The following is a 24,112-nucleotide window of genomic DNA, read 5'->3' on the forward strand; positions in this document are numbered from 1 at the left end:
ACAAACGTCTGGTTAAAATATAGCTGGTTTGGTGCTAAGGTGGGTTTGAAAGTTTTTTTTATTCATTTTATTGCGCTGTCTTGGTGTTTATAGCTTGGGTTTTATCAAAGTAAATAAAATAGAGTTACAGTGCCTGCGCTGTTTTTTATTTACCCATAGCCACACTCTTGTCAGCCTTGAAGGTAACTATGCCCTAAAGGACATTATGAAAAAATATTTATTAAGCGTAGCGGCAGCGACTCTATTTTTATCTTTTCCCTCTGCCAACGCAAATACCGAACTTGATGCATTTTTAGATGCAGAAAAACAAGCCCGCTATGGCGATTACAATAGCTTTAAAGAAGCGGTAGACTCATTGTCTCACCCACTTAAGCCCTATGTAGAAAAAGCCTTTTGGCAGCGCTACCCCAGTTTAAAACACCAAACAGAAATAGAAAACTTCCTCACTATTTATGAACACACGCCATTAGAGTGGCCAGTGCGCAAAGCATGGTTAAATTATTTAAAGCGCAGAAATAAAAAAGCAGCATTTATTAAAAACTACCGTGAAACCTCTGACACTGAGCTTAGTTGTACCCACCTTAGTTATCAGCTTGATCTTGGTGCGCCTAAAAAAGCAATACTCTCGCAGGTAACCGATATTTGGACGGTTGGCGAGTCACAGCCCAGTGAATGTGACGGGCTTTTTAAGCGCTGGCGACAAAATGGTTATTTAACCCCTGATGTTGTGTGGCAGCGTGTTACTTTAGCGGCACAAGGGGGCTCTTATCGTTTATTGCCTTATTTAAAAACCTTATTGCCAGCCAAGGAGCGTTATTTAGCTGATTTATATTCCAAGGTAAGGCGCGATCCTAGTGCTGCTGCAGGCCTTTACCGCTATAAACGTAAAACAGCCAAAGAAGGGGAAATAGCGCTTTATGGTATTAAGCGTTTAATTTGGCGTGATAAAGAGCTGGCATTAAAGGCGTGGCAAAAAATTGAAGGCATGTTTGATTTTGCTGATGATGAAAAGGCGGAGGTATATTATACCTTTGCGCTGTCGTTAGCGTCGAGCGGCCATAGCCAGGCGAGCTTTTATTTAAATAAAGTCCCTAAAGCGCGTCAAGACCGTAAATTAATGCAATGGCAACTAGCCAATATGCTTAAAACTCAAGATTGGGAAGGCATTGCGGCATTTTTTACCGGTAAAGAAAATCTTAGTTTAGGGCAACAGTATTGGCTTGCTTATAGTTATGACAAACGCGCAGATCATGAAAAAGCTAAGGCAATTTGGAGCAAGGTAGCCGCTAACCGTGATTATTACGGTTTTTTAGCCGCTGCTCGCTTAGGGTTGCCGGTTGATTTAAATGAGCTACCAGTCAATGTAAATCAAGCCTTAGTGACAAAAGTCAGTAATGCACCAGGCTTTAAGCGTGCTAAGGCACTATATGAACTTGAGCGATTTACAGCGGCCCGACGTGAATGGAATTATTTAACCAACACTTCTGAAGATGATGAAAAGCTAGCAGCGTCAGTGCTTGCGGCAGAACTTGATTGGTTTGATAGTACAATATTTACCCTAGCAAAAATAAAAGCATGGGATTATGTTGATTTGCGTTTTCCATTTGCGTTTCAAGAAATGTTTGAGCGCTACAGTAATCGTAGCAAAATAGATTTAACTTGGAGTATCGCTATTGCGCGTCGAGAAAGCTCATTTGCACCTGATGCCCGTTCTCATGCAAATGCACGCGGGTTAATGCAGTTATTACCAAGCACCGCAAAATATATTAACAAAGGTGATGTATCTAGCCGTCGCTTGTATCAGCCAAAAACCAATATTCGACTTGGTACCCGTTATTTACAGTATTTAAAAAAGAAAAATCACGGTAACGAGGTGTTGGCAACAGCATCCTATAACGCCGGGTATCACCGAATTAAGCGTTGGCTACCAGAGGAAGCGATGCCCGCAGAGCTATGGGTTGAGCTTATTCCATATAGAGAAACTCGAGACTACGTAAAAAACGTATTTGCGTATCGGCAGGTTTATCACACTCGCCTTGGCCGAGAGGGGAATTTACTCGCGCCACTATTAGAGATGACCATGGGCGGGTAGTAAAAATAAATCTACAACAGCAGAGGGATATTTACACGGTAACTATCCCTCTTTTTTGAGCGCTTTGTTTATAAGTGGTAGACTCAGAGCAAGTTAAATTTAACAGATGGGTTTATTATGGAAAAATTAGCCGTATTATACGCCGAACATATTGCAACATTGCAGCAGCGTACACGTACTATTTGTGAGCAAGAAGGGTTAGAAGGATTAGTCATTCATTCAGGCCAAGCTAAGCGCCAATTTTTAGATGATATGTATTACCCGTTTAAAGTTAACCCCCATTTTAAAGCGTGGTTACCGGTTATTGATAATCCGCATTGCTGGATTGTGGTAAATGGTAGCGATAAGCCAAAGCTTATTTTTTATCGTCCAATTGATTTTTGGCATAAAGTACCTGATGAACCAAGAGATTTTTGGGCAGAGTACTTCGATATTGAATTGCTACTAAAGCCTGATCAGGTTGAAAAACTACTTCCTTACGATAAAGCTAAATTTGCCTACATTGGTGAATACCTAGAAGTAGCCCAAGCACTTGGTTTTAGCATCATGAATCCTGAGCCAGTACTTAACTATATTCATTATCACCGTGCTTATAAAACGCAATATGAACTTGAATGTTTACGTAATGCGAACCGTATTGCAGTAGATGGCCACAAAGCGGCGCGTGATGCGTTTTTTAATGGTGGTAGCGAGTTTGATATTCAGCAGGCGTACTTAATGGCAACGCGTCAAAGCGAAAATGAAATGCCATATGGCAACATTGTGGCCCTTAACGAAAACTGCGCTATTTTGCACTACACCCATTTTGAGCCAAAAGCACCGCAAACACATAACTCATTTTTAATTGATGCGGGCGCTAACTTTAATGGTTACGCTGCAGATATTACCCGTACCTACGACTTTAAAAAGCAAGGCGAGTTTGCTGATCTAGTTAAAGCAATGACGGCGCATCAGATTGAGTTAGGCAAAAGCTTAAAACCAGGTGTACTGTATGGCGAGCTACACATTGACTGCCATAACCGCATTGCACAGTTACTAAGTGACTTTGATATTGTTAAGTTACCTGCAGCTGAAATTGTTGAGCGTCAAATTACCTCAACCTTCTTTCCTCATGGCTTAGGGCATCATTTAGGTGCACAGGTACATGATGTAGGTGGCTTTATGCGTGATGAAACCGGTGCACATCAGGCACCACCAGAGGGTCATCCATTTTTACGCTGCACTCGCTTAATTGAGAAAAACCAAGTGTTTACTATTGAGCCAGGTTTGTACTTTATCGACTCTTTGTTGGGTGATTTAGCACAAACAGACAACAAGCAGTTTATTAACTGGGAAAAAGTAGAAGCGTTTAAACCATTTGGCGGCATTCGTATTGAAGATAATATTATTGTTCACGAAGACAGCCTAGAAAATATGACGCGTGATTTATTACTCGACTAATATTTAACTAATAACAGTTTATATTATTCACGAAAGGGGCCTGTTGGCCCCATTTTTAATTTAACAGCCAAGTAAGCGCTATGTCAGAATATAAATACCCAGCCGACGATGTTTTTCATCAAGAAGAAATTAAAAAAAGTACCTTTATTGTGCATATAGGCCACACGCCTGATTTAAACTCAGCCAAAGCCTTTATTAAAAACATTGAAGAAAAATACAGTGATGCACGCCATAATTGTTGGGCGCATGTTGCGGGTAATCCTGGTGGAAGCCATGTTTATGGTTTTTCTGACGATGGAGAGCCAAATGGCACCGCCGGTAAACCTATGCTCAACGTGCTGGTGGGCTCTGGTCTAGGTGAAGTAACTGCTGTGGTAACACGATATTTTGGTGGTATAAAGCTTGGTACCGGTGGATTAGTTCGTGCTTATGGTGGCTCACTTAATAATGCCTTAGCAAAATTACAAACAGTGGTAAAAGTACCCAGCATTGAGCTGGTTGGCTTTAGTGAATACAGTATGCAAGGCGCAATAGAACAGCACTTAAAAACCAACTTTCAGGTACTTAATATTGAAAAGCAGTTTACGGCAAATATTGAGTGGAGTATTACTATTGATAGCCGCCAAGCACAGCAAGCATGCAAAGATATTTTTGATTTAAGTCACGGCGCAGTTGAGTTAACAATCAAAGAGTAATAGTCTTACACCCATCCTATTTAATCACTACAGATTAAATTTTCGAGTCATACAGTAGTTATTTTAATTTACTAATAAAAAAGCGATACGCTCAATGCAATTTCGTACCATCATAAAAATTCTTGGCCAACTGGTCGCGCTATTTAGTATTACAATGGTGCCACCAGCACTCGTGTCTTTAATTTATAAAGATGGCGGAGGGGTACCGTTTGTTTTAGCCTTTATATTTAGCGTTATTATTGGCTTAATGGCTTACTATCCAAATAGGCATGAGCATGGTGATTTAAAAGCACGCGAAGGCTTCTTAATTGTGGTTTTGTTTTGGTTGGTACTAGGGGCGTTTGCGTCATTGCCGCTGATATTTTTACAAGAACCCAACCTCTCTTTGGCCGATGCAGTGTTTGAAGCTTTCTCAGGCTTAACTACCACAGGAGCGACCGTATTAACTGGCATAGAATATTTGCCTAAATCGGTATTATTTTATCGCCAGCAATTACAGTGGTTTGGTGGGATGGGGATCATTGTATTAGCAGTAGCCATACTGCCAATGCTTGGCGTCGGAGGTATGCAGTTGTACCGAGCTGAAATTCCTGGCCCAGTAAAAGACTCCAAAATGACCCCGCGTATTGCCGATACAGCTAAGCACCTTTGGTATATTTACGTATCTATTACTCTTGCGTGTACTTTGGCGTATTGGAGCGCAGGGATGAACTGGTTTGACGCTATATGCCATGCCTTTTCTACAGTTGCTATTGGTGGTTTTTCTACTTATGACGCGTCAATGGGGCACTTTGATAGCCCTGTAATTAACTTTATTTGTGTGTTCTTTTTAATTATAGCCGCTATTAACTTTTCACTACATTATGCCGCTGTAGCGAGCCGTAATATTAGTGTGTACATTCGCGACCCTGAGTTTAAAGTATTCTTGTGTATTCAGTTAGCGCTGGTGGTAATTTGCTTTACTGTGCTTTCGTCTCATGATGTTTATGCAAATGGTGATGAAACCCTCGATCAGGCGTTGTTTCAAGCGGTGTCTATTAGTAGTACTGCTGGGTTTGCCACAGATAATTTTTCAGCTTGGCCGTTGTTTTTACCTATTTTACTTATTTTTTCGAGCTTTATTGGCGGCTGTGCGGGTTCTACCGGTGGCGGTATGAAAGTTGTTCGCGTGTTTTTGTTGTACTTGCAAGGGATACGAGAGCTTAACCGCCTAGTACATCCTCGAGCTATATATTCAATAAAGCTCGGTCGTAAGGCCTTACCTGACAAAGTAGTTGAAGCGGTATGGGGCTTTTTCTCAGCTTATGCACTAGTCTTTATTATTATAATGTTAGCGTTAATGGGCACAGGGTTAGACAACATTACCGCATTCTCTGCGACAGCAGCCTGCCTTAATAACTTGGGCCCAGGTTTGGGTGACGTAGCCTCTCATTATGGTGCGATTAGTGATGCTGCTAAATGGATACTAACAGTCGCTATGGTATTCGGCCGGTTAGAGATATTTACACTGTTAGTATTATTTACCCCAACATTTTGGCGTGGATAATGTTTTAAATATTAGGAAGGAACTATGCAAAAAACCAATTTGGAAAAGTTAAACCAAATCGTCACAGGTGGCATAGTCGATGTAGAAATACTGACACCAACCAGTAGCCGACGTGTAAAAACGGAGTTTATTGGTTTATTAGAAAACAAATTTATTATTTTAAACTATCCCAGCGCTAAGCGACTTCCTATGGCAAGTGATTACCTGCGTGATGGTGTTATGGTGGTGGTAAGAGCGCTTATAGAGGGCAGTGGCGGGCATGTGATTGCGTTTCGTCAGCAACTTATGTCTGTTGCCTCTCACCCTGCTAAATTGTTGTTTATTCAATACCCTTCACAAGTGCAGTTGTTTGGGCTGCGCTCACAAGCACGCATACCCACGTTGTTTCCTGCTAAGTTAACATTAACCGATGAGCAGCCTCCCTTTGAAGGGGTTATAAAAGACATTTCGCTCACCGGAGTTATGTTTGATATTAAAACAACCCAAGAACTCGATGAGTTAAAAGACATGCGCTGTACGGTTGTATTTGATGGTGATACTAAGCATGAGGGGCAAATATGCAGTGTAAAAAAACATGCTAGCGGTATCTGTTGTGGAATTCGATTATTTGCCAGTGAAGAGCAAATGAAAGCGCTAATGGGGGATCATTTTATTGACCCTAGTGCGCTTGAAGTTGAAATAGTTTAGGGCATATCAAGTTGAACAAGCTTCTATTATAAGTTCAGTATACTCACGTGATTTCGTCATTTTGCAACAAATAGCCTTGTGCGGCTGTAAATTTTCAACGTCACTTTAAATTTATTTTTTAAACTGTTTAAAAACAGCAGCTTAAATGTGTTTTTTAATTTTAATTTTTTATTTATAAAAAAATAAATCTCAACTCACCTTCCTTTTTGTTTAATTAACTTGCTTTGTTAGTGGTTTTTCACTGATCGTGTGGTGTTTTTATAAAAACCAACCCATTGTTTTTTAAGGTTTTAATTTTATCGCTTTATTCCGTGTTGCTAAAAAGCAACAAAATAATGAGTAAAATAACGCCACCCAAAGCTATTTTAAGTTTAACTTATTGAAAATAAATTGCTTTTTATTGTTGGCATCGAAGTTGTAATAGTCAGGTTGTATTGAACGAAACGTGATTTAAAGTAAAACACTTAATCGCATAAAACATAAACTTTGAAGGAAGATTGATTATGAAAAGCATTAATAAAACTTTAGCACTTATCGCATTGGCTTCTTCATCAGCTGCTTTTGCAGCAAGCGACTTTGATACGCTAGACGTTGACGGCAACGGCGCGATCAGTCAAAGCGAAGCATCAGTTGATGCAAAACTAATGAGCATGTTTTCAGAGCTTGATACTGACCAAAACGGTGAGCTATCAAAAGAAGAGTTCTCTAAAGCATAATCCTAAGCTATTAAACTTTGGGAGCTAAATCTCCCACATTATTTAAACGATTTTAAGGAATACTCATTATGAAAACATTACACAAAACATTCGCACTTATCGCATTGGCTTCTTCATCAGCAGCTTTTGCTGCCAGCGATTTTGATACACTTGATACCGACGGTAACGGTGCTATTAGCCAAAGTGAAGCATCAGTTGATGCAAAGCTAATGAGCATGTTCTCAGAGCTTGATACAGACCAAAACGGTGAGCTATCAAAAGCAGAATTTTCTAAAGCATAAGCTAAAGCTGGGTATATTCTGAGTTGCCAAAGACAACCTAAGTAGGCAAGGGAGCCTATGAAAAAGAATGACAAGGACGGTTATAGCCTGACATTTCCAATAGCACAAAGCATTACATTTTGAAGGATTAAATTATGAAAACATTACACAAAACATTCGCACTTATCGCGCTAGCTTCTTCATCAGCAGCCTTTGCCGCTAGCGACTTTGACACAATTGATGCCGACGGTAATGGGGTTATTAGTCAAAGCGAAGCTGCTGTAAATGCTGATTTAACGGCCGCATTTACTGAGCTTGATACTGACGGTAATGGTGAGCTTTCTAAAGCTGAGTTTGCAAACTTTTAATTTTTAACTTTTTTCATTGCACAGGGATCTCAGAAAAGGATTTCCCTCTTTAAGGAGACTTATTATGAAAGCATTAAACACAACACTTGCGATTTTAGTATTAGCGTCATCATCAGCGGCATACGCAGCAGTAGACTTTGCCTCTTTTGATAGCAATGGCGACGGTGTAATTAGTCAGCAGGAAGCTGCGTCTAATAAACAACTCATGAATATTTTTGATGACTTAGATACTGACGGAAATGGTGAACTTTCTAAAGAAGAGTTTGCAAGAGTACAATAAGTATTACCCCATCATACTCCACTAAAGCCGCTTAATAGTCAGCGGCTTTTTTGTGCTTGTTAGAGACTATATTTAAGTTGGAAAGAGAAGCTTCTTGGCTTGCCATAACGATATTGGTTATAGAACCCAATTTGACTGTAATAATGCTTATCAAATAAGTTATCGATATTTAGGCTAACAGATAATTGCTCATTCATTTGATAATTCGCCATTAGGCTGGCAATACCATAACTAGGCTGGTTTACCTCAACAGCACCATAAACAGGGTTGTTAACTTCATCATAGCTATTGCTTTGCCAGCGATAGCCACCACCCACTTTTAGATTGTCTAATGCACCTGAGAGTTGATAGCTAGTAAAAAGTTTAAATTGATCTTTTGGGTTGGTGGTATTTAATACCGTATTATCCGGTTTTTCGCCTTTACTATGGGTATAGCCAAAATAAGCGTTCCAGTTGTCGGTTAATTTTCCGTTGATTTCTAGCTCGTAGCCCTGAGTTAATGTGCCGTCAATGGGCTTGTAGATTGCCTGAAGTGTTTCTGCAATGGTATCTCCCGTGTACTCGCCTACATTATCTTGATAAATTTTAAATCCAGAAAGGGATATGTCTAAACGTTCATCAAGTACAGAAGCTTTTATGCCAAGTTCATAATTCTTACCTTCAATAGGGCTTAAATAATGTCCATTTTTATCAACTCGACTTTGTGGTGTAAAAATATCAGTGTAATTAGCATACAAAGCCCAACTCTGTGTTAGTTCATAAGTTGCTCCAAAATAATTAGTTAGTTCATCACTTATTTTATAATCATGCATGCGACCAAAATTATCTTGATTGGTTTGCCATTGATTTAACCGGCTTCCAACAACTAAAGACAAGGCATCGGTTATATTTAGTTGTGCAGCAACATAAAGTGCATCTTGTTTAGTTGTGCCATAAGAGCCGTAAGCCGCTTCTGACTGCCAATTTGGTTTTGCAATGCTATAACTAGAGTCAGTGAAATCGCCGATAATATAGTCACTTTGTTCACTAGCATAATAAGGGGTCGAAAACTGTTGCTCTTGGGTATTATAACCAAATAGCAGTTGGTGACTTTGGCCCAGCCAATTAAACCGACCATTGAGTTCGACCTCATAGGTATCCTGCGTTCTGTTTGCATCAATATAGTTTATAGAACCGGGTTTCATTCCAGTGTTGTTTATAGGATCGGGCTCTCCTTTTACCCAAAACACATCATAATCTAGATCGTTATCACCATAGACATAATTAGCGGTTAGCTGCCAGTTAGCGTTAAAGTAATGCTCTAGGCGAATAAACGCATTAAGTGCATCGGTTCGAGAAGAGGCCCAATCTTGAGCCGTTGAAGCACCTCTGTCATAAGCAGTGCGGGAGCCATCACTATAAAAAATAGGCAAACCACCTGACATTGTTCCTTTAGGAGTTGTCGATTGATTATCAACAGCAAGAGTCAATAAAGTACTGTTAGAAAGATCTGCCTCAATAATGCCATACAATGTTTGACTGGTTTGCGAGAAGCGATCTTGATATGAGTGTCTATCTTGATAAGCAACAACAGCCCGTCCTCTTATACTTTCGCTATTATTTATGCTTCCCGACACATCCACCATCGCACGGTAGTTGTCCCATGAGCCTAATGAAGCAGTAAGATTTATTTGAGTGTTTGCAGTTGGACGTTTACGTATCAAATTAATTGCTGCCGAAGGGTTACCTGCGCCCAGCATTAGCCCCGTTGCTCCTCTAACTATTTCGATACGATCATAAATTGCGGTATCGGTTAGGTTATCTCCATAATTAAAGCGGGTGTCATAGGTGGTTGCTATGCCATCATAAAGTATGCTGGTGACACTAATACCTCGGGCTGAAATAGAAAACTTGCCATTATCTGCTTCTCGAGCATTTATGCCTGTTACACTGGTTATAGCTTCAATTGCGGTGTTTAGTTGTTGGTCTGCCATAAAATCGCTTGTTATCGCTATCGTTGATTGCGGTGTTTGCAAATGTGATAGCTCAAGACCTGTTGCAGAGCTCATGGAATTAACTTTATAGCCGTTCGCTTGCTCTCCAATAACGGTTAACCTTTCGATGTCTTTGCTAGTGTGGGCGAGCGTTTGAGTTGAAACTGCTGAAAATAAAAGACCAACCAGAGTGTAATGAGTTACGGGAGAATTTTTCTTTGAGAGTAGGTGTATCATTTGAAATCCATTTTTATTTAAAAACGTGAAATTAACTTTTCACATCAGTAGATGTCGCTGCTTGATAATCGAGCAAGAAGAGACTAATGGATTTTTCTTTATTAGTAAATGCTTTTGATAATGATTTTCATTTAGATTTAAGCGTTCTCCTTTTTACTTACAAGCACGTTGTGAATAAAAAGGAGGGATTACTTATAAAAAGATTGCGCTAACTTGGAATAACTTTTCAACCACGTTAATGTGCTTTTTATCAATTAAGAACATAATTACATGATCGCCTGATAGAATTATCGTGTCGTCGTGGGCAATTAGTACATCGTCATTACGTACAATTGCACCTATTGTGGTACCTGCTGGCAATTTAATATCTGCAATCGCGCGACCCACTACTTTAGATGTGTTTTCATCACCATGGGCAACTGCCTCTATGGCTTCTGCAGCCCCTTTACGCAGTGAATACACGTTTACAATGTCGCCTCGGCGCACGTGCGTAAGTAACGCAGAAATAGTCGCTTGTTGTGGTGAAATAGCAATATCTATTTCGCCGCCCTGTACTAAATCAACGTAAGCACCTCGTTGAATAAGCACCATGGTTTTTTGTGCCCCCATGCGTTTTGCGAGCATGGCCGACATAATATTCACTTCATCATCGTTAGTAACGGCAATAAAAACATCAACTTGTTCAATGTGTTCTTCAGAGAGCAGTTCTTGATCGGACGCATCACCACAAAATACCACGGTGTTGTCGAGCATTTCAGAGAGTTGCTCTGCGCGCTCTTTACTGCGTTCTAATAATTTAACGCTGTGGTTTCTTTCCAGTGAACGGGCTAGGCCTGCACCAATATTACCGCCACCGGCTATCATAATTTTTTTGTACGAGCGTTCCAGTTTTTGTAGCTCGTTCATTACCGCACGAATATGTTTGGTGGCGGCAATAAAAAATACTTCATCGTCGGCTTCTATTACGGTGGTACCCTGCGGTTTTATTGCCTTGCCTTGACGATAAATAGCGGCTACCCGGGTTTCTACATTAGGAATATGTTGCTTAAGTGTAGATAAGGCGTAGCCTACTAATAAACCGCCATAGTAGGCTTTTACAGCTACTAAAGAGAGCATGCCGTCGGCAAATTGTAGTACCTGTAATGCACCAGGGTAATCTATCAAACGGCGAATATATTTAGTTACGAGTGCTTCTGGGGCTATGTAATGATCGACAGGTAAATCATCATTATGAAAGAGTTTTTCGCGGTATTTTAAATATTGCTCAGAGCGAATGCGAGCAATTTTGGTTGGCGTATTAAAAATACTGTAAGCAACTTGGCATGCCACCATGTTTACTTCATCTGAGCTGGTTACGGCGATAATCATATCGGCATCTTCAGCTCCTGCGCGACTCAACACGTCAGGGTGGGCGCCGTGGCCTGCAACACCTTGTAAATCGTATTTATCTTGCAGTTCACGCAAGCGGTTACCGTCGATATCAACTACGGTTATTTCGTTTTGTTCACCCACTAAGTTTTCTGCGAGTGTGCCGCCAACTTGCCCAGCACCGAGTATGATTATTTTCATTATGTACCCGTATTATTAATACTAATTACATCAAAATAATAACTACCTCAAAAGCGAGGTAGTTAAATGTGTTGCGTGGCAATACTAGGCTTTTTTAACTAATTTAGCGTAGTAAAAACCGTCACTTTCACCTGGTAACAGCTGTAAGCCTGGTGTGGTTTTTGTGTCTTCGCTGTGCAGAGGAATATGCTCCACATCGTCGTTATTAGCTAAAAACTTAGCAACTTGTTGTTGGTTTTCTTGAGGAAGTACCGAGCAAGTTGCATACACTAATGTGCCGCCTGGTTTTAACAATGGCCAAATGCTATCGAGTATATCGCCTTGTAGGGTCGATAAGTCGTTAATGTCGGATGCGCGACGTAGCCATTTTATATCTGGATGACGACGAATTACGCCCGTTGCAGAGCAGGGTACATCTAACAAAATACGATCAAACTGATCTTCATCCCACCAAGTGTGAGGTTGCGATGCATCACCACATTGTAAGTCGGCGCCCAAACCAATTCGTTCTAAGTTTTGTTTAACACGTTCTAATCGTGTGGCATCGCTATCAAGCGCGAGTACATCTGCATCGGCAAGCTCTAAAATATGGCAGGTTTTACCACCAGGCGCTGCACAGGCATCAAGTATTGCATCACCATTTTGTGGGTCTAGGTAGCGAGCTGCAAGCTGCGCTGCCGCATCTTGTACTGAACAAGCACCGGTATCAAACTCAGGAAGTGAAAACACATCGCGTGGTTTGCTTAGTTTAATGCCATCAATAAAATCAGGGTTTAGAGTATGTTCAATATCGTTAGCGGTTAGCATTTCGCTATATTCTTGGGTGCTAAACTGCGATTGATTCACTCGCAGCCACATTGGCGCTTGCTGTTGGTTTGCTTCTAGAATGTCTTCCCAGTGATCTGGATAGGCTTCTTTTACTTGCTTTATAAACCAGTTTGGATGGTTGTATAAACATACCGGAATTTGTTTGGCTTTTTCTTCAAGCTCAACTTGCTGACGTTGAAAGCTTCGTAAAATGGCGTTAATAAGCCCTTTTAAGCCAAGAGCGCGCAATTGTTGTAACGCATTAACCGTTTCGCTAATTGCTGCATGCGGCGGTACACGCATGTGTTGTAGTTGGTAAATGCCCACATACAATAAAAACTGGAAAATACGACGTTTGCCTTTAAGCGGTTGCTCGACTAGATGCTGGCAATAATTTTCTAGGCTAGGTAAGTAACGTAATACTCCGTAGCAAATTTGCTGCAGTAAGGCTTTATCTTTAGGTGATAGGCCTTGGCTAGCGAAAGGAAGTTCTTGATTAAGCGATGCGCCTTTATCAACCACGTTATATAAAGTTTCAGCGGCTAGCGCTCTGACATTGCTTACATTACTCATTATTTTCGCCTAATACAGTGCCGGGTGTGACCCAATCGCTACGACCGTTTAAAAAATCATTAATTGCCATTGGCTTTTTGCCTTGTGGTTGTAATTCGCCAATAGATAAAGCGTGTTTACCACAAGCCACAACGATACCGTTTTTATCACTTGCTAAGACAGTGCCAGCTGCGCCTGATTGTTCAACCACATTTGCTTGGTATATTTTTACCGTATTACCACTCATTTGGGTAAAGCATACTGGCCATGGGTTAAAGGCACGAATGTTACGCTCGATTTGCTCGGCATCCATAGACCAATCAATGTTGGCTTCGTCTTTTGAGAGTTTTTTAGCGTAATTGGCATCGGTATCGTTTTGTGGTTCAGGCGTTATTTCCCCGTTGGCTAAACGATTTATGGTATCGATTAATGCATCAGGCCCGAGTTCAGCAAGCTTAGTGTATAAGCTGGCACTGGTTTCAGTATTATCAATAGGGCAGCGGCTAATATGCAGCATATCGCCGGTATCTAGCCCTTCATCCATTTGCATTATCGTTACACCAGTTTGCTGATCGCCTGCCCAAATAGCACGTTGAATAGGTGCGGCACCACGCCAGCGAGGTAAAATAGAACCATGCACATTTAAACACCCTAAACGCGGGGCATCTAAAATGGCTTTAGGTAAAATTAAACCATAGGCAACCACAATCATAATATCGGCATTGAGGCTGTTTAATTCCTCAAGTGCTTCATCTGTTTTGAGAGATTGCGGCTGAAAAACAGGGAGGTCATGTTCTAGTGCAAGCGCTTTTACTTCACTGGCTTTTAGCTTTTTTCCGCGACCCGCTGGACGATCTGGTTGACTGTAAACGCCCACAATTTGGTGTTCACTATTGATGAGTGCTTGCAGATGGCGTGCAGCAAAGTCCGGCGTACCGGCAAATATAATGCGTAATGGTTGTGTCACTGAGTTTCCTAATTATTTACTAAAGTGCTTATTATTGCGCTGCAAACTTCGCTTCTTTTTCAAGCTTTTTACGGATGCGTTGGCGCTTTAATGGAGATAAATAATCAATAAATAATTTACCTTGAAGGTGATCAAGCTCATGCTGAATACAAATCGCTAATAATTCGTCGGCATCAAGAATAAACTCTTTACCTTCTTCGTTGAGTGCAGCCACGGTGACGGTTTCTGCGCGATCAACTTTTGCGTACGAGTGAGGAACTGATAAACAGCCTTCTTCGCTCACGGTAGAGCCATCTTTTTTGATAATTTGTGGATTGATAAGTACTAGCGGTTCATCGCGCTCTTCTGATACATCAATCACCACAATACGTTGATGAATATCAACTTGCGTAGCAGCAAGTCCAATACCATTTTCATCGTACATAGTTTCTAGCATATCTTTGACGATTTCACGTACTTGGTCGTCAACAACAGTTACTTCTTTTGCGATTGTACGTAAACGTTCATCTGGAAATCTTAAAACTTCTAACCTAGCCATAGTTACCTTTTACACTTATGCTTAAATTTAGGGTATCGTATGTTCTTATTTTAGCCATTCACGTTCCCCTTTAACAGGTTTTGATTAATAATAATGAAAAAACACTATGAGGAAGCTCAATGAAATCTCCATTCATTGCAATAATACTTGCATTAGGTGCTGCTTTTCCTGTTCTAGCAGATGTACTAACTATAAAAAAAGACGCTCCTAAACAATACGTTGTAAAAAAAGGTGACACGCTTTGGGATATCTCAGCGATATATTTAAACGAGCCGTGGCTTTGGCCTGAGTTATGGCAAATGAACCCGCAAATAGACAACCCTCATCTTATTTACCCGGGCGATGCGTTAGCATTAATTTACGATGCAGACGGTAATCCGCGTTTAGTGATTAATAAAGCGTATAGAAAGCTATCACCTATGGGGCGTATTACCCCTAAAGGGAAAGACGCTATCACCACGTTACCGCTTGAGTTGATTAAACCGTATTTGTCGTTTGAACAAGCGATAAACAGCGATACGATAAAAGAAAAACCCTACATTTTGGGTGCAAACGAAAATACCAAAACCCAAACAATCGATCATATTTTATATGTTAAAGGTAACTTAAAGCGCAACCAGGCTTATGCTATTTACCATAAAGGGGCGCCTTACACCGATCCTAAAACAGGTGAAAAGCTAGCGAGTAGAGCATCTTATGTGGGTATGGCTCGCGCTTTTAGAGCTGGTGATGCGGCTAATGGTGAACCTGCCTCAGTCAGAGTTGAATCAGTTAAGCGCGAAATCAAGCAAGGTGATTTTTTATTACCCGCGATGGAAGGACAGATGCTGCCGGTGTACTTTAATATGCATCGTCCTACCCAGCCGCTGCAGGGTCATGTAATTGCCTCTCCCCGTGAAGTGAGAGAATTTAGCACGATGGATGTGGTGGTGCTAAACTTAGGCTCTGAACAACAAGTTGAAGTAGGTCATGTAATTGATATTGAACGTCAATCACCTAAAGTAATTGATGGCGCTCGAGGTCCGCGTTATACAGAAGACTCAAGTCGTTTAGAAAAACTAGTATCCGCTACTAGCGAGTTGTTTGGCTCAGAGAGCGACGAAGATAGCATTACGTGGAAAATGCCAGCAGAAAAAGTTGGTGAAATGATTATTTTTAAAGTGTATGACAAAGTTAGTTATGCACTTATCACTAAAAATCAGTACCCAATTCGCATTGGAGATTTAGCAGTTATTCATTAAGTAGCGAGTCGGTGTTCTAGGAGGGAACATGGAGCAATCGTGTGGCAAGTTAAATCATTGGCTTGCCTTTTACTTATGCAAGGGGTTAGGGATTAAAACGCTCTTAGCCCTGTCTAAACAATACAGCTTAGTATCGCTGTTTTCTTTATCGCAAAGTGAGTTGGTTACGTTGGGTTTAACGGCTCACCAAGCTAGCAATTTGCTTAACACGAACTGGCAGCAAGTTGCACATTATGAGCAGTTGATCAGCCAACAAAATATTATTGTTATTAGTATTTTTGATACCACCTACCCAGAATACCTCAAACAAATAGCTAGTGCGCCATTATTACTTTTTTGTAAAGGAGATATCAGCTTGCTGGCTTCGCCGCAAATAGCCATTGTTGGCAGTCGAAACGCAACGACTACGGGGCTTGAAATTGCTGCTGAGTTTGCGCATCAGCTAACGCTTGCTGGCATAACAGTAACCTCTGGTATGGCGCGTGGCATTGACGGCGCTGCCCATAAAGGGGCATTGTCAGGAAATGGTAAAACCATTGCAGTGCTAGGGACAGGCGTTGATATTTACTATCCTAAACGCCATAAGTTACTCACAGAGCAAGTATTAGCAACAGGCTTATTGGTTAGTGAGTTTTTGCCTGGTACGGCTGCCAATGCGCACAACTTTCCACGGCGCAATCGTATTATTTCAGGGCTCTCTTTAGGCGTTTTAATTGTTGAAGCCGAAATTAAAAGCGGCTCATTAATTACGGTACGTTACGCGCTTGAACAAAATAAAGAAGTTTTTGCGGTACCCGGTTCAATTAAAAATCCGCTTGCACAAGCTAGCCACTTTTTAATTAAGCAAGGTGCTAAGCTGGTTGATAACGTCGCAGATATCCTTGATGAGATGAACTTTTCATACCCTTCTGGTCTAAACTATAAAGAGTTAACTGATGCTGTAACCTCAGATTGCGAGGTACTTAATAGTATTGGGTTTGAGGTGACCAGTGTGGACGATATTATGCGTCGAGTGCAGTGGCCAATTGATAAAGTACAAGCGCGATTGCTTGATTTAGAGTTAGACGATCAAATTGAGCGAGTATTAGACGGCTATATTAAATTAAGCGCTGGAGGATAATATGTTTGATATTCTTATGTATTTATTTGAAAACTATGTTCACAGCGAAAGCGATGTTTTTGTTGAGCAAAGTAAGCTTACTGATGAGCTACTGCGCGCTGGGTTTAACAAGCCGGAAATAAACAAAGCTATTGACTGGTTAGATCAACTTGCCGCATTACAATATAGTAATGAGTCGCCTTATTTATTAGCCACTGAGCAGCATGCAGTGCGAATCTTTACCGATAGTGAGTGTCGCGTTCTTGATACTGAATGCCGTGGCTTTTTAATGTTTGTTGAACAAACCGGCGTTATTAATAGCACCACTCGTGAAATGGTGATGGATCGTTTGGCGGCGCTTGATAATTCAGCCATTACTTTAGAAGATTTAAAATGGTTAATTTTGATGGTGTTATTTAATGCCCCTGATTCTCAGCAGGCGTATGAGCAAATGGAAGATCTTATTTTTGATGAGCCTAGCGAAGTGTTACATTAACCATTATTGCGTGTTTTATTATTTTCAGCGTTAACAAACCGACCGCCATAGCTTGTATCTTTAAGGGTTTTGGGTATATTAGGCGAAAATTCACCAACCACTAGGATTTACATGAGTAAAATCGATCATTCACTTTTCTCGGCCAATAAACACGCCCTAGAAAAAGAATATGAGATATGCCCGCAATGTGGTTCAGAACTCGTCATTCGTAATAGTAAGTCGGGGCCTTTTTTAGGCTGCGCTAGTTACCCAAAGTGCGATTTTATTCGCCCGCTTGCCCATCATGATAGCAATGAAATAAAAGTACTTGAGGACAGCGAGTGTCCAGAGTGTAGCAAGCCGCTGGTGGTGAAAAATGGCCGCTACGGTATGTTTATTGGCTGTACCGGTTACCCTGAATGTCATTATATTGCCAGTGAGCATGACGATACGCCAAGTGAAGAGCCTGTGATTAGTTGCCCTAAATGTAAAAAAGGGCATTTAGTTTCACGCAGTAATAAGTTTGGTAAAGTATTCTATTCCTGCGACTGTTACCCAAGCTGTAAATATACGCTTAATCATAAACCTGTAGCTCAAGCGTGTCCTGTATGTGACTGGCCAGTTGTTACTGAGAAAAAAGCCGCGAGTGGTGTTGTGTTACAATGCCCACAAAAAAGCTGTATGCATAAGTTTGCTGCCACTGAATAACATAAATATCTCTGGAGACAATTTTGTCTGACCTTTCTTCTTTATCTGCTGCAATAACAAGCTTAGAAAACGGCGATGTTATTTTATACCCAACTGAAGCTGTTTATGGCTTAGGTTGCGATCCTGACAATCAACAGGCGGTGGAACGTTTACTTGATATTAAACAACGCCCAGTTGAAAAAGGGCTTATTTTAATTGCTGACAATTACGGGCAATTATTAAAGTACGTGGATGACGCTAAGTTGCCCATGGACAAACGCGCTGATATTTTTTCAAGTTGGCCTGGTGCTATTACTTGGGTCATGCCTGCTGCTAAAACCACGCCGAAGTGGTTAACAGGGCAATTTGATACTATTGCAGTGAGAGTAACTAACCATCCTACAGTTAAACGTTTATGCCAAGAGTTTGGTAAACCATTGGTATCAACAAGTGCAAATTTAACTGGTCAAGCAACGGTAACAAGTATTGTTGAGGCGCAGCAGCAGTTTGCAGAGCAGGTTAGTTTTTATGTTGATGAACCATTAGGTGGTAATACACAACCAAGCACCATTAAAGATGCCACAACAGGCAATATATTCAGAGGTTAACTATGCAAAGCGAATTATTAAAACAAGTAAAAGCCTACTTTATGGCTTTGCAAGATACCATTTGCCAAGGCTTAGAAGCAGCAGATGGGAAAGCACAATTTGTTGAAGACAGCTGGCAGCGAGAAGAGGGCGGCGGTGGTCGTACTCGCGTTATCACCAATGGTAATGTGATTGAGCAAGGCGGAGTTAATTACTCTCATGTATTTGGTGCCTCTATGCCGGGCTCTGCGACTGCACATAGACCTGAACTTGCAGGACGTAGTTTTCATGCGTGTGGTGTATCGTTAGTGATTCATCCTAAAAACCCACATATACCAACAAGCCATGCCAATGTACGCTTTTTTATTGCCGAAAAAGAAGGTGAAGAACCGATTTGGTGGTTTGGTGGTGGTTTTGATTTAACCCCGTTTTACCCTGTACTTGAAGATGTAGTGCATTGGCACCAAGTTGCGCACGATGTGTGTCAGCCATTTGGCGATGATGTTTATCCAAAATATAAAAAATGGTGTGACGAATACTTTTATTTAAAACATCGTGATGAAACCCGCGGCGTAGGCGGCTTATTTTTTGACGATTTAAATGAGTTAGGTTTTGAGCAAAGCTTTGCATTTATGCAATCGGTGGGTAATGGCTTTTTAGATGCTTACGTTCCTATTATTGAACGTCGTAAAAACGATGAGTACACCGAGCAGCAGCGCGACTTCCAATTATACCGCCGTGGTCGTTATGTTGAGTTTAATTTAGTCTGGGACCGTGGCACATTGTTTGGTTTACAAAGCGGTGGCCGTACGGAATCTATTTTAATGTCGATGCCACCTTTAGCCCGTTGGGAGTATAACTATACCCCAGCCGGAGACAGCGCAGAGGCATTACTATATAAAGATTTCTTAAAGCCTCGAGATTGGTTAGCACTGGGCTAAGAATGATATGCCAGTCAATAAGCTACTTATTGACTGGCTTTTAAAATTATTGTTTAAGTTTAAAACTGCGTACCTGCTCATCTAACGAACGAGCTAAATTGAGTAACTCTTCACTGACTTTTTGATTTTCATCGGCATCCACTAATGATTGCTCGGCGTTATCGCTAATACCAACAACACTTATATTTATTTCTTCAGCAGCTTGGTTTTGTTGCTCTGTTGCATCGGCTATTTGTATATTGAGCTCATTTATTTCATTCATTTGCCCTGAAATATCTTTTAAAGCTTGTGCAACTTGTTGTACTTGTTGCGCTCTTTCGTCTGCCTCTGCACAGGACTCACCCATGGTTTTAACGGTTTGCGCGGCTTCGGACTGCAACTTATCTATAGTACGGCGTATTTCATCGGTAGAGGCATGAGTTCGAGTTGCTAAAGTACGTACTTCATCAGCAACAACGGCAAAGCCTCGGCCAGCTTCACCTGCACGGGCAGCTTCAATGGCAGCATTAAGCGCTAATAAATTTGTTTGCTCGGCGATACTGCTGATCACCTCAAGTACTTTTCCCACCTCAAGCGTTTGCTCTTGCAGTTGTCTCACTTGATCTGCCGCTTGGCGTACATCTTCTGCTAACTGATTAATACTGAGTTCGGTTTGCTCTGCAACCTGCATGCTTTGTTGTGCTAGTTCATTACTGTTCTCAGATTTTTCTTGAGCAAAATGAGTGGTGTTTCTTACTTCATTGGATGAGCTTTCTAGTTCATTAATTGCTGCGGCCACCGAATCGGTACTTTTCTTTTGTTCTAAAATAGCGCGCTCAGTGGTATCGGCCGAGGTATAAATTTTCTCTGCTGAATGAATAAGTACTTTTGAAGAGTGAGATACCTGAGCAATATTATCTTTAAACGTAGCAATCATTTGGTTAAAGCTGGTGGCAAGCCAGCCGAGTTCATCTTCGGCGTTATCTTCAATGCGTAAGGTTAAATCTTTATTGGTAGTGGCTAAGTGCATTGCATGGCCGAGCTTTTTAAGGCGCACTATAAATATTTTTCTAAACACTATACCTAGCAGCACAAAGGCAATAATAAAAATAGTAGAAAGTAGGCTGGTGGTTACTAAGGTGTTGTAAGTTACCTCATTATCAATATCAGCTAAGGAGTAACTAATTTTTACCACGCCTAGTACATCGCCTTCTTGCGCTTGGTGGCAGCCTAAACAGTTAGTACCTTTATAATCAGAGCTAGCATACATAGGGCGTAGGTAGGTCATACTGCGGCTATCGGTGTTTTGCTCTATAAATAAGCTTTCTTTACCCTTTAGTGCTTCGCGTTCGTTGTTATTACTTGCTGTTTGGTTTTTATTTCCGGCCCCATACAGTTTATTAACTATATCGGAGCGAATAATATGAGCATCTTCTATATTAGGGTGTTTGCGTAGCTTTTGGCTCAATAATTCTCGATTAGCCATAGTACCGGTTAGCATCATGGTGTTTATTGAGTCAAAATAATTATCGGCAAGCAGTTTAATGTTTTCTGCCACCGTATCTTGGGCGAGCGTGCGCTGTTGGCTAGCACTACTAAAAATACTAGCTATTAATACAATAACGCCAGTTAGAGCTAATAAAGCATAAATTTTATGTTGGATTGATTTCACACGCGCCACGCTTTTCTAATTATTTGATAGGGTATTATCTATATTTTAGAAAAGCGGATTTTGACTTAGCGCAAATAATCCCCAATTAAAGAACGAGGTAGGTTAATGCTGGTTAATCATATGGCTGGCAAGCTGAGCCAGTGATTGACGTAAGCCTTCGCGTAACACAGGGTTATCTATTTCTATATCTAAGGTCTTATTCATGCAATACATCCACTGATCACGTAAGTCTTGATCAATAGGGAACGGCATATGGCGTTTACGCAGCATCGGGTGGCCGTGTTTTTCTACAAATAGGTCAGGCCCACCAAGCCAACCGGATAAAAACTCAAAAAATACTTGGCGAATTCTGTCTAATGGTTGAGGATGCATATCATATAACGATTTAGCGTATTCATCACTGGCCATTATATCGTAGAATCTATTAGCAATTGCACGCGTGGGGGCTTCTCCACCAATGATTTCATACGGGGTTTTATCTGGCGTAGGTGCTTGCGTAGTTGTAGACGGCTTTGATCTTGAAAAGAGTCTTTTAATCATAATTTTATCATCGTTAATAGGCAGTACTAAAACTGCGAAGAGGTTGTTTAAAATGGACAAATATGCGGTTTTTGGAAATCCAATCAAACATTCAAAATCTCCCATTATTCATCAGCAGTTTGCAAAATCATTGGGAGAGCAAATCGACTATCGCGCAATATTAGCACCTATCGATGGATTTGAAAAAACAGTCGCTGCTTTTTTTGAGCAAGGGGGAAAAGGCGCCAATGTCACTGTTCCTTTTAAAGAGCAGGCTTTTGCTTTAGCCAATGAACTCACCCCAGTTGCTAAACTGGCAGGCGCAGTGAACACCCTTAAAAAGCGCGATGATGGCAGTTTACTCGGTGATAACACTGATGGCACTGGTTTTGTTAACGACTTACTGACCAATAAAATAACGATAACAGGTAAACGCCTGTTGATCATTGGTGCGGGTGGCGCTGCTCGAGGAGTTATCTTACCTTTACTAGAGCAAAATCCCGCAGAGATAGTTATTGTTAATCGCACAGCACACAAAGCCCAAACATTGGCAAAACTCTTCACTGGGCATGGCAATGTTTCGGGGTATGGTTTTGACGACCTTCCTTTTACTGATTATCATTTAGTTATTAACTCAACTTCGAGCAGCATGAATAACGAATTACCTGCGTTAAGCGAAAAGCACTTAAGCACATGTGAAATGGCTTATGATATGTTTTACGCCACGCAAAATACGCTATTCATGAATTGGGTCAGCGAACACAATAAAGCAGCTAAGCTATTAGATGGCAGTGGTATGCTAGTAGGCCAAGCCGCACAAGCTTATTATGTATGGCGAAATAAAATGCCTGAGATTGTTCCTGTTATTACTGCACTAAAGCAGGGAGTGCTTAAATGAATCAAGCAATACAGTTTATAGATCGACTCGAATTTAGAGAGCCAACTCATCAATTAGTTTTTTTTGCACAAGTAAGTGGCATGCTAGTTGAGTGTGTGATTGCTGTCAGTAGTTTAAATTTAGCCGATGAGAGTCATGCAACGCGTTATTTTGAGCAATACCGTTTTGATTATGAAGAACGTGCCGAGCAGCTTATTGAAGATGAATGCTATAACTCGGCAGGTCAAATAGAAGTGAGTCTAGTTAGTTAAATTAACTAGCGTCTTCAGCTAAGTATTCATCTTTTAGCTGAACATAATTATCAGCAGACACTTTTAAAAAGCTCAGCTCTTGCTCTGTTAATGGGCGAGCTTGTTTTGCTGGGCTACCTACATATAAAAAACCAGACTCTAAACGCTTATTAGGGGGCACTAAAGCACCGCCACCAATAATTACCTCATCTTCTACAATCACATTATCCATAATAATAGCGCCCATACCCACAAGTATGCGATTACCTAATACGCAGCCATGTAGCATTACCTTATGACCAACGGTTACATCATCACCAATAATAAGTGGGTAGCCGTCTGGATTATTCTTTGTTGCTCTTGATAAGTGTAAAACGCTGCCATCTTGTATATTAGTACGTTGACCAATACGAATATGGTTAACATCACCGCGGGCAGCAACTAACGGCCATACACTGCTATCATCACCTATAGTGATATCACCGACTAATACAGACGACTCGTCTACATAAACAGATTCATTAAACGCAGGAGTGATTCCTTTATAAGAACGTATTGCCATATATGCACCTTTAAATTAAACATATTAAGAGTATTAGTGTAACAGTAGCGCTTATTTTAGTGCCAGCAAAGCCTATATTGATTATAAAACTACCAGTTTCACCTGCTTTCGCTCAGATACTAACCGAACAGTGTGTTTTTTTAGTTTTTCTTTAAAAAAGTACTTGCGTAAAAATCTGTTCTCCCTATAATGCGACCCCACTGAGACGGGGAACGCCAACGCATAGCGAGGCACGAACTGCTCAGAGAGTTAAATAAAACTTGAGTTTAAATCATCGTAAGAAAGTTTAAAATTAAGTGTTGACTCGAAAAATAAAGGATGTATTATACGCATCCCTAGCGACAACGTCGCAACGTTCTTTAACAATATAAAGCAATCATCTGTGTGGGCACTCGTACAGATTGAGTTCTAACAGCCAAGCTACTTAGGTAGTGAGGCAAACAAATTTAGAGTCTCAATTGAAACTGAGTGACCAACAGCAATAACTACTTAGGT

At 40.9% G+C, this 24,112-nt stretch carries 25 protein-coding genes; 17 read left to right on the plus strand and 8 right to left on the minus strand.

Features of this window, described 5'->3' with window-relative positions; all coding sequences use genetic code 11:
* Nucleotides 1-205 precede the first annotated feature (205 nt).
* From ACNSN2_RS14935 to ACNSN2_RS14975, 9 genes are all read left to right on the plus strand, one after another.
* On the plus strand, nucleotides 206-2,092 hold the full coding sequence (locus ACNSN2_RS14935; protein ID WP_418607949.1) for a transglycosylase SLT domain-containing protein: 1,887 nt from the start codon (nucleotides 206-208) through the stop codon (nucleotides 2,090-2,092).
* 117 nt (nucleotides 2,093-2,209) lie between these two features.
* Nucleotides 2,210-3,532: a Xaa-Pro dipeptidase gene (pepQ, locus tag ACNSN2_RS14940; protein WP_010392729.1), complete on the plus strand. Its 1,323-nt coding sequence runs from the start codon at nucleotides 2,210-2,212 to the stop codon at nucleotides 3,530-3,532.
* 80 nt (nucleotides 3,533-3,612) lie between these two features.
* Complete coding sequence (locus tag ACNSN2_RS14945) at nucleotides 3,613-4,227, plus strand: YigZ family protein (RefSeq protein WP_076920146.1); 615 nt, start codon at nucleotides 3,613-3,615, stop codon at nucleotides 4,225-4,227.
* Nucleotides 4,228-4,321: 94 nt separating this feature from the next.
* The gene (locus tag ACNSN2_RS14950) at nucleotides 4,322-5,773 is read left to right on the plus strand and encodes a TrkH family potassium uptake protein (protein WP_010392733.1); all 1,452 of its coding nucleotides are present in this window, start codon (nucleotides 4,322-4,324) and stop codon (nucleotides 5,771-5,773) included.
* A 24-nt stretch (nucleotides 5,774-5,797) separates the two neighbouring features.
* Nucleotides 5,798-6,460: a flagellar brake domain-containing protein gene (locus ACNSN2_RS14955; RefSeq protein WP_054202927.1), complete on the plus strand. Its 663-nt coding sequence runs from the start codon at nucleotides 5,798-5,800 to the stop codon at nucleotides 6,458-6,460.
* A 503-nt stretch (nucleotides 6,461-6,963) separates the two neighbouring features.
* Nucleotides 6,964-7,176 (plus strand): EF-hand domain-containing protein, encoded by a 213-nt coding sequence (locus ACNSN2_RS14960; protein ID WP_008112941.1) that lies wholly within the window; start codon nucleotides 6,964-6,966, stop codon nucleotides 7,174-7,176.
* A 68-nt stretch (nucleotides 7,177-7,244) separates the two neighbouring features.
* The gene (locus ACNSN2_RS14965; RefSeq protein WP_008112939.1) at nucleotides 7,245-7,457 is read left to right on the plus strand and encodes an EF-hand domain-containing protein; all 213 of its coding nucleotides are present in this window, start codon (nucleotides 7,245-7,247) and stop codon (nucleotides 7,455-7,457) included.
* 134 nt (nucleotides 7,458-7,591) lie between these two features.
* On the plus strand, nucleotides 7,592-7,804 hold the full coding sequence (locus ACNSN2_RS14970; protein WP_036980747.1) for an EF-hand domain-containing protein: 213 nt from the start codon (nucleotides 7,592-7,594) through the stop codon (nucleotides 7,802-7,804).
* Between the two features lie 64 nt (nucleotides 7,805-7,868).
* The gene (locus ACNSN2_RS14975; protein ID WP_010392739.1) at nucleotides 7,869-8,084 is read left to right on the plus strand and encodes an EF-hand domain-containing protein; all 216 of its coding nucleotides are present in this window, start codon (nucleotides 7,869-7,871) and stop codon (nucleotides 8,082-8,084) included.
* Nucleotides 8,085-8,143: 59 nt separating this feature from the next.
* Here ACNSN2_RS14975 and ACNSN2_RS14980 read toward each other — a convergent pair whose 3' ends face one another.
* The 5 genes from ACNSN2_RS14980 to def all read right to left on the minus strand — a co-directional run bounded on the left by ACNSN2_RS14980 (nucleotide 8,144) and on the right by def (nucleotide 14,727).
* The gene (locus ACNSN2_RS14980) at nucleotides 8,144-10,294 is read right to left on the minus strand and encodes a TonB-dependent siderophore receptor (protein ID WP_418607953.1); all 2,151 of its coding nucleotides are present in this window, start codon (nucleotides 10,292-10,294) and stop codon (nucleotides 8,144-8,146) included.
* 192 nt (nucleotides 10,295-10,486) lie between these two features.
* On the minus strand, nucleotides 10,487-11,863 hold the full coding sequence (gene trkA, locus ACNSN2_RS14985; RefSeq protein WP_054202928.1) for a Trk system potassium transporter TrkA: 1,377 nt from the start codon (nucleotides 11,861-11,863) through the stop codon (nucleotides 10,487-10,489).
* 84 nt (nucleotides 11,864-11,947) lie between these two features.
* Entirely contained in the window at nucleotides 11,948-13,243 is a 1,296-nt protein-coding gene (gene rsmB / locus ACNSN2_RS14990; RefSeq protein WP_075169469.1) for a 16S rRNA (cytosine(967)-C(5))-methyltransferase RsmB, read from the minus strand.
* Nucleotides 13,236-14,189, minus strand: coding sequence for a methionyl-tRNA formyltransferase (gene fmt, locus ACNSN2_RS14995; RefSeq protein WP_010392748.1), 954 nt, complete (start codon nucleotides 14,187-14,189; stop codon nucleotides 13,236-13,238). Before fmt ends, rsmB begins: the two co-directional genes overlap by 8 nt.
* 31 nt (nucleotides 14,190-14,220) lie before the next feature.
* Complete coding sequence (gene def / locus ACNSN2_RS15000; RefSeq protein ID WP_008112927.1) at nucleotides 14,221-14,727, minus strand: peptide deformylase; 507 nt, start codon at nucleotides 14,725-14,727, stop codon at nucleotides 14,221-14,223.
* A 119-nt stretch (nucleotides 14,728-14,846) separates the two neighbouring features.
* Between def and ACNSN2_RS15005 the strand changes: the two genes are divergently transcribed.
* The 6 genes from ACNSN2_RS15005 (at nucleotide 14,847) to hemF (ending at nucleotide 19,757) form a co-directional block, all read left to right on the plus strand.
* Nucleotides 14,847-15,968 (plus strand): LysM peptidoglycan-binding domain-containing protein, encoded by a 1,122-nt coding sequence (locus ACNSN2_RS15005; RefSeq protein ID WP_055013143.1) that lies wholly within the window; start codon nucleotides 14,847-14,849, stop codon nucleotides 15,966-15,968.
* A 28-nt stretch (nucleotides 15,969-15,996) separates the two neighbouring features.
* A complete protein-coding gene (gene dprA, locus ACNSN2_RS15010; RefSeq protein WP_418607957.1) occupies nucleotides 15,997-17,088 on the plus strand; it encodes a DNA-processing protein DprA in 1,092 nt (363 codons plus the stop codon).
* Between the two features lies 1 nt (nucleotide 17,089).
* Nucleotides 17,090-17,563 carry a DUF494 family protein gene (locus tag ACNSN2_RS15015; RefSeq protein ID WP_010392756.1) on the plus strand — a complete coding sequence of 158 codons (474 nt, stop codon included), beginning with the start codon at nucleotides 17,090-17,092 and terminating at the stop codon, nucleotides 17,561-17,563.
* Between the two features lie 111 nt (nucleotides 17,564-17,674).
* On the plus strand, nucleotides 17,675-18,250 hold the full coding sequence (locus ACNSN2_RS15020; RefSeq protein WP_075169465.1) for a type I DNA topoisomerase: 576 nt from the start codon (nucleotides 17,675-17,677) through the stop codon (nucleotides 18,248-18,250).
* 23 nt (nucleotides 18,251-18,273) lie between these two features.
* Entirely contained in the window at nucleotides 18,274-18,837 is a 564-nt protein-coding gene (locus tag ACNSN2_RS15025) for an L-threonylcarbamoyladenylate synthase (RefSeq protein ID WP_008112915.1), read from the plus strand.
* Between the two features lie 2 nt (nucleotides 18,838-18,839).
* Nucleotides 18,840-19,757 (plus strand): oxygen-dependent coproporphyrinogen oxidase, encoded by a 918-nt coding sequence (gene hemF, locus ACNSN2_RS15030; RefSeq protein WP_418607960.1) that lies wholly within the window; start codon nucleotides 18,840-18,842, stop codon nucleotides 19,755-19,757.
* Between the two features lie 46 nt (nucleotides 19,758-19,803).
* Here the strand turns inward: hemF and ACNSN2_RS15035 are convergent, their stop codons facing one another.
* Nucleotides 19,804-21,408 carry a methyl-accepting chemotaxis protein gene (locus tag ACNSN2_RS15035; RefSeq protein WP_055013140.1) on the minus strand — a complete coding sequence of 535 codons (1,605 nt, stop codon included), beginning with the start codon at nucleotides 21,406-21,408 and terminating at the stop codon, nucleotides 19,804-19,806.
* Between the two features lie 102 nt (nucleotides 21,409-21,510).
* Nucleotides 21,511-21,948 carry a group II truncated hemoglobin gene (locus ACNSN2_RS15040; protein WP_418607962.1) on the minus strand — a complete coding sequence of 146 codons (438 nt, stop codon included), beginning with the start codon at nucleotides 21,946-21,948 and terminating at the stop codon, nucleotides 21,511-21,513.
* A gap of 52 nt (nucleotides 21,949-22,000) precedes the next feature.
* Here ACNSN2_RS15040 and aroE point away from each other — a divergent pair, with 52 nt between their 5' ends.
* Together aroE and ACNSN2_RS15050 are read left to right on the plus strand one after the other, a co-directional pair.
* On the plus strand, nucleotides 22,001-22,825 hold the full coding sequence (gene aroE, locus ACNSN2_RS15045) for a shikimate dehydrogenase (protein ID WP_418607964.1): 825 nt from the start codon (nucleotides 22,001-22,003) through the stop codon (nucleotides 22,823-22,825).
* A complete protein-coding gene (locus ACNSN2_RS15050) occupies nucleotides 22,822-23,076 on the plus strand; it encodes a DUF1488 domain-containing protein (RefSeq protein ID WP_075169462.1) in 255 nt (84 codons plus the stop codon). The genes aroE and ACNSN2_RS15050 overlap by 4 nt, the downstream gene beginning before the upstream one ends.
* 1 nt (nucleotide 23,077) lies before the next feature.
* Here the strand turns inward: ACNSN2_RS15050 and ACNSN2_RS15055 are convergent, their stop codons facing one another.
* A complete protein-coding gene (locus tag ACNSN2_RS15055) occupies nucleotides 23,078-23,617 on the minus strand; it encodes a gamma carbonic anhydrase family protein (protein ID WP_010392775.1) in 540 nt (179 codons plus the stop codon).
* Nucleotides 23,618-24,112 lie beyond the last annotated feature (495 nt).

It is taken from the genome of Pseudoalteromonas sp. US3C1013, from assembly GCF_048401115.1.
Taxonomy (GTDB): Bacteria; Pseudomonadota; Gammaproteobacteria; order Enterobacterales; family Alteromonadaceae; genus Pseudoalteromonas; species Pseudoalteromonas undina.

Bases quoted from the DNA above. Each gene is read 5' to 3' on its own strand.
- ACNSN2_RS14935 (WP_418607949.1), top strand. From the start codon at position 206: ATGAAAAAATATTTATTAAGCGTAGCGGCAGCGACTCTATTTTTATCT.
- pepQ (WP_010392729.1), top strand. From the start codon at position 2,210: ATGGAAAAATTAGCCGTATTATACGCCGAACATATTGCAACATTGCAG.
- ACNSN2_RS14945 (WP_076920146.1), top strand. From the start codon at position 3,613: ATGTCAGAATATAAATACCCAGCCGACGATGTTTTTCATCAAGAAGAA.
- ACNSN2_RS14950 (WP_010392733.1), top strand. From the start codon at position 4,322: ATGCAATTTCGTACCATCATAAAAATTCTTGGCCAACTGGTCGCGCTA.
- ACNSN2_RS14955 (WP_054202927.1), top strand. From the start codon at position 5,798: ATGCAAAAAACCAATTTGGAAAAGTTAAACCAAATCGTCACAGGTGGC.
- ACNSN2_RS14960 (WP_008112941.1), top strand. From the start codon at position 6,964: ATGAAAAGCATTAATAAAACTTTAGCACTTATCGCATTGGCTTCTTCA.
- ACNSN2_RS14965 (WP_008112939.1), top strand. From the start codon at position 7,245: ATGAAAACATTACACAAAACATTCGCACTTATCGCATTGGCTTCTTCA.
- ACNSN2_RS14970 (WP_036980747.1), top strand. From the start codon at position 7,592: ATGAAAACATTACACAAAACATTCGCACTTATCGCGCTAGCTTCTTCA.
- ACNSN2_RS14975 (WP_010392739.1), top strand. From the start codon at position 7,869: ATGAAAGCATTAAACACAACACTTGCGATTTTAGTATTAGCGTCATCA.
- ACNSN2_RS14980 (WP_418607953.1), bottom strand. From the start codon at position 10,294: ATGATACACCTACTCTCAAAGAAAAATTCTCCCGTAACTCATTACACT.
- trkA (WP_054202928.1), bottom strand. From the start codon at position 11,863: ATGAAAATAATCATACTCGGTGCTGGGCAAGTTGGCGGCACACTCGCA.
- rsmB (WP_075169469.1), bottom strand. From the start codon at position 13,243: ATGAGTAATGTAAGCAATGTCAGAGCGCTAGCCGCTGAAACTTTATAT.
- def (WP_008112927.1), bottom strand. From the start codon at position 14,727: ATGGCTAGGTTAGAAGTTTTAAGATTTCCAGATGAACGTTTACGTACA.
- ACNSN2_RS15005 (WP_055013143.1), top strand. From the start codon at position 14,847: ATGAAATCTCCATTCATTGCAATAATACTTGCATTAGGTGCTGCTTTT.
- dprA (WP_418607957.1), top strand. From the start codon at position 15,997: ATGGAGCAATCGTGTGGCAAGTTAAATCATTGGCTTGCCTTTTACTTA.
- ACNSN2_RS15015 (WP_010392756.1), top strand. From the start codon at position 17,090: ATGTTTGATATTCTTATGTATTTATTTGAAAACTATGTTCACAGCGAA.
- ACNSN2_RS15020 (WP_075169465.1), top strand. From the start codon at position 17,675: ATGAGTAAAATCGATCATTCACTTTTCTCGGCCAATAAACACGCCCTA.
- hemF (WP_418607960.1), top strand. From the start codon at position 18,840: ATGCAAAGCGAATTATTAAAACAAGTAAAAGCCTACTTTATGGCTTTG.
- ACNSN2_RS15040 (WP_418607962.1), bottom strand. From the start codon at position 21,948: ATGATTAAAAGACTCTTTTCAAGATCAAAGCCGTCTACAACTACGCAA.
- aroE (WP_418607964.1), top strand. From the start codon at position 22,001: ATGGACAAATATGCGGTTTTTGGAAATCCAATCAAACATTCAAAATCT.
- ACNSN2_RS15050 (WP_075169462.1), top strand. From the start codon at position 22,822: ATGAATCAAGCAATACAGTTTATAGATCGACTCGAATTTAGAGAGCCA.
- ACNSN2_RS15055 (WP_010392775.1), bottom strand. From the start codon at position 23,617: ATGGCAATACGTTCTTATAAAGGAATCACTCCTGCGTTTAATGAATCT.